We start from the raw sequence: 7833 nt of genomic DNA on the forward strand, positions 1-7833 counted from the left end.
CCTCCGGCCATGATGACGGGTTGCACAGCGATAGGCGAAGAAGCTGAATTGGATTGGCTCATGAGATGCCTGTGTCCCTGATGGTGAGTAGATTTCCTGAATTGTGCAGACCATCCGCGTCAATTCCTGGTCCCGATCGGCCCAAGGCCCCGCCGGCCGTGCAAAGTTTGGTCCATATTCAGCAGGCGCCAAGAAAGGCTGCGCGACCCGTTCCGGCCAGCGCATGACGCGAGAAACGGACACCGGACTTGACAAGCCGAACCTCGCTTGTGGTCATTTCACGCCAGAACGACACCCGCGCCCAGCATCCGCGGGATAATCACGCCCGTGATGACGCCCCAACTTGACGCTGCGCCCGATCTGGCCGCACCCGCCCGCTTCGACACCCTGCCCCTGGACGCCAAGCTCCAGCGTGCCATCGGTGACGCCGGTTACGAGACGATGACCCCCATTCAGGCCAAGGCCATCCCGATCGTGCTGGAAGGTCGCGACGTGATGGGCGCAGCGCAGACCGGCACCGGCAAGACGGCGGCCTTCTCTCTGCCGCTGCTGCAGAAGATGCTCAAGCACGAGAACCCGAGCGCTTCGCCCGCCCGCCACCCGGTGCGCGCGCTGGTGCTGGCGCCGACCCGCGAGCTGGCGGATCAGGTGGCCGTCAACGTCAAGACCTACGCCAAGCACAGCAACCTGCGTGTCGCCTGCGTCTTCGGCGGCATCGACATCGCGCCGCAGACCGCCGAACTCAAGCGCGGCGTCGAGGTGCTGATCGCCACGCCGGGTCGCCTGCTCGACCACATCCAGCTCAAGAACTGCCAGCTCAACCAGGTCGAATACGTCGTGCTCGACGAAGCGGACCGGATGCTCGACATCGGCTTCCTGCCCGACCTGCAGCGCATCCTGAGCTTTCTGCCCAAGACGCGCCAGACGCTGCTGTTCTCGGCGACGTTCTCGCCCGAGATCAAGAAGCTGGCGCAGAGCTACCTGCAGGATCCCGTGCTGGTCGAAGTGGCCCGGCCGAACGCGACGGCCACCAATGTCGAGCAGCGCTTCTACAGCGTCGCCGACGAGGACAAGCGCCGACTGATCGCCCAGATCCTGCGCCAGCGCGACATCCGCCAGGCCATCATCTTCGTCAACTCCAAGCTCGGTGCCGCCCGATTGGCCCGCACGTTCGAGCGTGACGGCCTGCGCACGGCCGCGCTGCACGGCGACAAGTCGCAGGATGAACGCCTGAAGTCGCTGGCAGCGTTCAAGGCAGGAGAAGTGGATCTGCTGGTCGCCACCGACGTGGCCGCGCGCGGTCTGGACATCGCCGATCTGCCTGCGGTCTTCAACTACGACGTGCCGTTCAACGCCGAGGACTACGTCCACCGGATCGGCCGCACGGGCCGCGCCGGCGCCTCGGGCATTGCCATCACCCTGGCCACGCGCGACGACGCGCGCCTGGTGAGCGACATCGAGAAGCTGATCAAGAAGACGATCACGCTGGAAACGGCCGAACTGGAGAACGACCGGCCGCGCCGCCGCCGCGATCCAGAGGAAGTCCCCGCCACGTTCAGCGAACCGCGCCCGATGGCGGCATCTGCATCCGTGCCCGCTCCGCGCCCGGTGCGCAGCCGGTCGCAGGATCCGTTCTTCGATCGGCCGTACGAACCCGATCCGAAGGCGACCCCGGTCTGGGAGGACTCCCCGGCTCGGGTGAGCCCATCCGCCGGTATCAATCCGGTGGCCAGCCCGGTCCACAAGCCGAAGCGCCGCATCGCCACCCTGCTGGGCGGCAAGGTTCCCACCTGACCCCACCAGGCGGGCAACTCCGGCCCCATCAGGCCAGGAATGCGAACACGGCCGGCACATCGGCCGGCAATGCAGGCGGCGCCACACGCCAGCGCGCCACACGCTGGGTGCGGGTGCTGCCGCCTTCGAGCGTCAGGCCGCAACTGATGCTCAGCCACGTGTCCGGGTGCAGACTCGCCAGCAGGGCCTGCGCCATGGCGGCATTGCGGTAGGGAGTCTCGATCAGCAACTGGGTCTGCTGCCAGCGGCGCGAGTGCACCTCCAGTTCTCGCAGGCGCTGTGTCCGCGCCGTTGCATCGGTCGGCAGGTAGCCGACGAACGCGAAGCTCTGCCCATTGAGCCCGCTGGCAGCCACCGCCAGGATCAGCGAACTCGGTCCCGACAGCGGCATCACCGTCACACCCTGCGCATGGGCGACCCGCACCAGTTCTGCGCCAGGATCCGCCACGGCGGGCAAACCCGCTTCGGACACCAGCCCCACATCGTGCCCGGCCAGCGCAGGCGCCAGCAGCCCGGCCCAATCCGGCGCCGGAGCACGCGCATCGGGCTTGCCCTTGGGTGGGCGCGGCAGTTCGCGGATCGACAGCGATTGCAGCGGCTGTGTCAGCGGCACCACGGCATCGACCCGCTTGAGCAGCGCCCGTGCGCTGCGGGCATTCTCGGCGACCCAGTGCGCCAGGCCGGCAGCCACCCGAATGGCGCCCAGCGGGAGCACGTCCTGCAGATCGGGCAGCGGCTGTCCATCGGCCACGGTCCCCAGATCGAGCGTGTTCGGCATCAGCCAGAGGCGCCCCTTCATGCTGCGCTCCCATGTCCCGCATGGATGGCCAGCGTGTCCAGCCCGGCTTGACGCAGCAGCGCCGAGGTCACGATCAGTGGCAGGCCGATCAGGGCGGTGGGGTCGTCGGATTCGATCGCGTCGAGCAGCGCGATGCCGAGCGCCTCGCACTTCGCGCTGCCGGCGCAGTCGTAAGGCTGCTCCAGGCGCAGGTAGGTCTCGATCTCCACATCGCTCAGCGCACGGAACCGCACAGCCACCGGCACACGCCGCACCGCCTCGAACGCTGTGTCATGCCGCAACACCGCCACGGCCGTGTGGAAGACCACCGTGCGGCCACGCATCGCGCGCAGTTGTGCCACGGCATGGGCATGGTCGCCGGGCTTGCCCATGGGCATGCCATCCAGTTCGGCAACCTGGTCAGAGCCGATCACGACCGCGTGCGGCCGCCGCGCGGACACGGCACGTGCCTTGGCCAGCGCAAGCCGCTCGCTCAGTGCCGCGGGAACCTCGCCGGGCAGAGGAAATTCATCCACATCGGGAGCCACCACGTCGAATGGCAACCGCAGTCGCGCCAGCAACTCGTGCCGATAGACCGAGGTAGACGCCAGCACCAGCACCGGGGGCGGCAACGGCAGGAAAGCAGAAGAGGAAGAAGGAGCCATGCCGGCATTGTTCCACCGCCCCGACGGCACCCGTACACTGCGCGCCATGAAAGCGCGTGAATTCCACCCCCGCCGCCTCGACGTGCGACCCTTCGCCGAAGCGGGTGAGCCCATCGACGGTAGCGCCCCCCTCGGGGACTTCGAGCGCCTGCTCCAGTTGCGCCATACGGAGGCTGCACCCCACACGGCAGCGCCCGTGCGCTGGTCTGCGCAGGGCGAACTGCGCCCCCGGCGCGGCGGCCCACCCGAGGTGTGGCTGTACCTGACGGGATCAACCTCCCTGTCGCAACAGTGTCAGCGCTGCCTGGAGACGGTCGAGGTTCCGCTGGCGTTCGAGCGCTGGTTCCTGTTTGTCGACAACGAACGCCAGGCCGCGGAACTCGATGCCGAAGCCGAGGATGACGTGCTCGTCATCAGCCGCCAGTTCGATCTGCTGGAGCTGGTCGAGGACGAACTGCTGCTTGTGGCGCCGATCGTGCCGCGGCATGCGCTGTGCCCGACGCCGGTGGTGCTCTCGGTGGGAGACTGGTCCGACGAACCTGCGGACACAGAATCCGAGGCTGGCACAGCCTCCGCGGAAACCGCGACCACCGACAAGCCCAACCCATTTGCGGCCTTGGCGGCCTTGCGCAAGACCCCGGCGAAAGACTGACCCGTCGGCATGCTGCAACAGCGTCCCGCCGATGCACCCAGAGCATCTTTGGACCGATGCCCTGGGTGGTGCTACAATCGAAAGCTTTTCCAATCGGAAAACCCAGGATCCCAGGAGTAAGCCATGGCTGTCCAGCAAAACAAGAAGTCGCCTTCCAAGCGCGGTATGCACCGCTCGCACAACGCCCTGAACACCCCGGGCACCGCGATCGAGTCCACCACCGGTGAGGTGCATCTGCGCCACCACATCAGCCCGACCGGTTTCTACCGTGGTCGCAAGGTGTTCAAGACCAAGGCTGACGCCTGAGTCATCCCAGCCTCAGGGCCCCGCGATCGTCTGCGGGTATTGACACCGAGTCTGACCAGTCTTGAACGCCACTACCCCTCTTTCGCGCCCGGTTCGGCTGTCGGTGGATTGCATGGGCGGAGACCACGGTCCGTCCGTGACACTTCCCGCCTGCCGCGCCTTCCTCGATCAGCATCCGCAGGCTGAGCTGATTCTTGTCGGCAAAGCCGATGCGCTCGCCCCTGCCGCTGGCTGGGCGCGCTGCTGTCTGGTCGAAGCGACCGAAGTGGTCGAGATGGACGATCCCGTCGAGATCGCGCTCCGCAAGAAGCGCGACTCCTCGATGCGGGTGGCCATCCAGCAGGTCAAGCGCAATGCCGAAGGTGTTTCGGAAGCTGACGCCTGCGTGTCGGCTGGCAACACCGGCGCACTGATGGCGGTCGCCCGCTATCTGCTCAAGACGCTGGAAGGCATCGACCGGCCCGCCATCGCGAGCGTGATGCCCAACCAGCATGGCCATTACACGACCATGCTCGATCTGGGTGCCAACGTCGATTGCAGTGCGGAGCACCTGCTGCAGTTCGCAGTGATGGGCAGCGCGCTGGTGTCGGCGGTCGATGGCAAGGAGCAGCCCTCTGTCGGCCTCCTGAACATCGGCGAAGAAGTCATCAAGGGCAGCGAGACCATCAAGCGTGCAGGCGAGCTGCTGCGTGCGGCGTCCCTTGCAGGTCACCTGAACTTCCACGGCAACGTCGAAGGCAACGACATCTTCAAGGGCACCACCGATCTCGTGGTGTGCGACGGATTTGTCGGCAATGTGGCGCTGAAGACCGCCGAAGGTCTCGCGGGCATGATCACCAGCTTCCTCAAGCAGGAGTTCACCCGGACGCCACTGACGAAGCTCGTTGCCGCGTTGGCGATGCCGACGCTCAAACGTTTCTCGCGCCGCCTCGACCACCGCCGCTTCAACGGCGCGGCGTTGCTGGGCCTGCGCGGTCTCGTGTTCAAGAGCCACGGCTCGGCCGATGCGCTCGCCTTCGAGAACGCGCTGAACCGGGCGTATGATGCCGCCCGAAATCGACTGCTGGACCGCGTGCACGACCGGATCCTCGAGACGCTGCAGGCCCTCCCTGGTGCGGGCCAGTCCGCCGCTCAACCCGAGGCGCCAGCGGCACGCCACGCCGCATGACCACCACCACACCCCGTTTCTCGCGCATCGCAGGCACTGGCAGCGCGCTGCCCCCACGTCGCCTGACCAATGCCGACCTCGTCGCCGAACTGGCCACGCAAGGCATCGAGTCGTCAGACGAGTGGATCGTCGAGCGCACCGGCATCCGTGTCCGGCACTTCGTCGGGCCGGACCAGAATGCCAGCGACCTGGCTGTCGAGGCAGCTCGCCACGCCATCGAAGCCGCCGGCCTGACCGGCGCCGACATCGGCCTGATCATCGTCGCGACCTCGACACCGGACATGGTCTTTCCGTCCACCGCGACCATCGTCCAGCGCAAGCTCGGCATCGTGCACGGCTGTCCAGCCTTCGATGTGCAGGCAGTGTGCTCCGGCTTCATCTATGCGCTGACGATCGCCGACGCCATGATCCGCACCGGCACCGCCCGCCACGCACTGGTGATCGGCGCCGAGGTGTTCTCGCGCATCCTCGATTTCAAGGACCGCACGACCTGCGTCCTGTTCGGCGATGGCGCCGGCGCCGTGGTGCTGTCGGCCAGCGACACACCGGGCATCCTCGCCACCGACCTGAATGCCGACGGGCGACACCTGGACATCCTGTGCGTGCCGGGCACCGTCTCGGGCGGGCAGGTCCTGGGGGACCCGCTGCTGAAGATGGACGGCCAGGCCGTGTTCAAGCTCGCCGTCGGCGTGCTGGAGAAAACCGCCCGCGCCAGCCTGGCCAAGGCCGACCGGCAGGACAGCGACATCGACTGGCTGATCCCGCACCAGGCCAACATCCGCATCATGCAGAGCACGGCGAAGAAGCTGAAGCTGTCGCTGGACAAGGTGATCGTCACCGTCGACCAGCACGGCAACACCTCGGCCGCCTCGATCCCGCTGGCACTCGACACCGGCGTGCGCAGCGGCCGCATCCAGCGCGGCCAGACGCTGCTGCTGGAAGGTGTCGGCGGTGGATTCACCTGGGGTTCGGTGCTGGTGGACTACTGAGTCCGGGCCGACCCGTCACACCTTTCCTTCACTCTCTTCACGGATCTCGCACCATGACCGCGTTCGCCTTCGTGTTTCCCGGCCAGGGGTCTCAGTCGGTGGGCATGCTCTCGGACTGGGGTGACCACCCCGCCGTGCGCGCCACCCTCGAAGAAGCCAGCACCGCCCTCGGCGAAGACGTCGCCCGCCTGATCGCCGAAGGCCCCAAGGATGCGCTGGACCTGACCACCAACACCCAGCCAGTCATGCTGACCGCCGGCATCGCCAGCTACCGCGCCTGGCTGGCCGAAGGTGGCGCCGCGCCGGCCTTCGTCGCCGGCCACTCGCTGGGCGAGTACACCGCCCTGGTCGCCGCCGGCAGCCTGACGCTGGCTGACGCGCTGCCGCTGGTGCGCCTGCGCGCCCAGGCGATGCAGGACGCCGTGCCCGTCGGCACCGGTGGCATGGCCGCCATTCTCGGGCTGGACCCGGCTGCCGTGCGCGAAGGCTGTGCCAAGGCGGCGGCCGAATCCGGCGAGGTGGTCGAGGCCGTCAACTTCAACGACCCGAAGCAGACCGTCATCGCCGGCAGCAAGGCCGGCGTCGAACATGGCTGCATCGTGCTCAAGGCGATGGGCGCCAAGCGCGCGCTGCCGCTGCCGGTGTCGGCACCGTTCCACTCCAGCCTGATGAAGCCTGCAGCCGAGCGCCTGCGCGAGCGGCTGGTGTCGATCGACCTGAAGACGCCGCTGATCCCCGTGCTGAACAACGTCGACGTGGTCGTGCAGACCGACCCGGACGCGATCCGCGACGCCCTCTACCGCCAAGCCTTCGGCGCCGTGCGCTGGGTCGAACTCATCGCCGGACTCCAGGCCCGCGGCATGACGCATGTGATCGAATGCGGTCCGGGCAAGGTCCTGTCCGGCATGGTCAAGCGCATCGACGCCGGCCTGGTCACCACCACCTTCCACGATCCGGCCACGCTGGCCACTGCCAAGGCGCTGCTCGCATGAACGCTCACGCTCAACAGATCGCCCTTGTCACCGGCGCCAGCCGCGGCATCGGCAGGGCCATCGCGCTGACGCTCGCGCAGCGCGGCTTCAAGGTCGTCGGCACCGCGACCAGCGACAGCGGCGCGGCCGCGATCGGCGAAGCACTTGCTCCGTTCGGCGGCCTCGGCTTGACGCTGAACGTGATCGATGCGCCTGCGCTCGATGCGGCCATCGACGGCATCGTCAAGGCCCATGGTGGCCTGCATGTGCTGGTCAACAACGCCGGCATCACCCGCGACACGCTGGCCATGCGCCTGAAGGACGACGACTGGGATGCGGTGATCGACACCAACCTCAAGTCGGTCTTCCGCGCTTGCCGCGCCGCGATCAAGCCAATGATGAAGCAGCGCTTCGGCCGCATCGTCAACATCACCTCGGTGGTCGGCGCCTCGGGCAACCCGGGCCAGGCCAACTACTGTGCCTCCAAGGCCGGCGTGGCCGGCATGACCC

At 67.5% G+C, this 7833-nt stretch carries 9 protein-coding genes; 7 read left to right on the top strand and 2 right to left on the bottom strand.

What is annotated here, in order from left to right; translation table 11 throughout:
• Positions 1-330: 330 nt before the first annotated feature.
• Positions 331-1794 carry a DEAD/DEAH box helicase gene (locus tag AB3X43_RS11345; RefSeq protein WP_369429953.1) on the top strand — a complete coding sequence of 488 codons (1464 nt, stop codon included), beginning with the start codon at positions 331-333 and terminating at the stop codon, positions 1792-1794.
• Positions 1795-1822: 28 nt separating this feature from the next.
• Here the strand turns inward: AB3X43_RS11345 and AB3X43_RS11350 are convergent, their stop codons facing one another.
• Entirely contained in the window at positions 1823-2593 is a 771-nt protein-coding gene (locus AB3X43_RS11350) for an SAM-dependent methyltransferase (RefSeq protein ID WP_369429954.1), read from the bottom strand.
• Positions 2590-3237: a Maf family nucleotide pyrophosphatase gene (locus AB3X43_RS11355; protein WP_369429955.1), complete on the bottom strand. Its 648-nt coding sequence runs from the start codon at positions 3235-3237 to the stop codon at positions 2590-2592. The genes AB3X43_RS11350 and AB3X43_RS11355 overlap by 4 nt, the downstream gene beginning before the upstream one ends.
• Here AB3X43_RS11355 and AB3X43_RS11360 point away from each other — a divergent pair.
• From AB3X43_RS11360 to AB3X43_RS11385, 6 genes are all read left to right on the top strand, one after another.
• Complete coding sequence (locus tag AB3X43_RS11360; protein WP_369429956.1) at positions 3236-3889, top strand: YceD family protein; 654 nt, start codon at positions 3236-3238, stop codon at positions 3887-3889. The two genes, AB3X43_RS11355 and AB3X43_RS11360, sit on opposite strands and share 2 nt — an antisense overlap.
• A gap of 123 nt (positions 3890-4012) precedes the next feature.
• Positions 4013-4195, top strand: coding sequence for a 50S ribosomal protein L32 (rpmF, locus tag AB3X43_RS11365; protein ID WP_179632828.1), 183 nt, complete (start codon positions 4013-4015; stop codon positions 4193-4195).
• 61 nt (positions 4196-4256) lie between these two features.
• Complete coding sequence (gene plsX, locus AB3X43_RS11370; RefSeq protein ID WP_369429957.1) at positions 4257-5363, top strand: phosphate acyltransferase PlsX; 1107 nt, start codon at positions 4257-4259, stop codon at positions 5361-5363.
• Positions 5360-6352 (top strand): beta-ketoacyl-ACP synthase III, encoded by a 993-nt coding sequence (locus tag AB3X43_RS11375; protein ID WP_369429958.1) that lies wholly within the window; start codon positions 5360-5362, stop codon positions 6350-6352. Before plsX ends, AB3X43_RS11375 begins: the two co-directional genes overlap by 4 nt.
• Positions 6353-6405: 53 nt before the next feature.
• On the top strand, positions 6406-7344 hold the full coding sequence (gene fabD, locus AB3X43_RS11380) for an ACP S-malonyltransferase (protein WP_369429959.1): 939 nt from the start codon (positions 6406-6408) through the stop codon (positions 7342-7344).
• The coding region (locus AB3X43_RS11385; protein WP_369429960.1) for an SDR family NAD(P)-dependent oxidoreductase at positions 7341-7833 on the top strand (493 nt) is incomplete at its 3' end. The genes fabD and AB3X43_RS11385, both read left to right, overlap by 4 nt.

Source organism: Sphaerotilus sp. (genome assembly GCF_041083715.1).
Classification (GTDB): Bacteria; Pseudomonadota; Gammaproteobacteria; order Burkholderiales; family Burkholderiaceae_C; genus Sphaerotilus.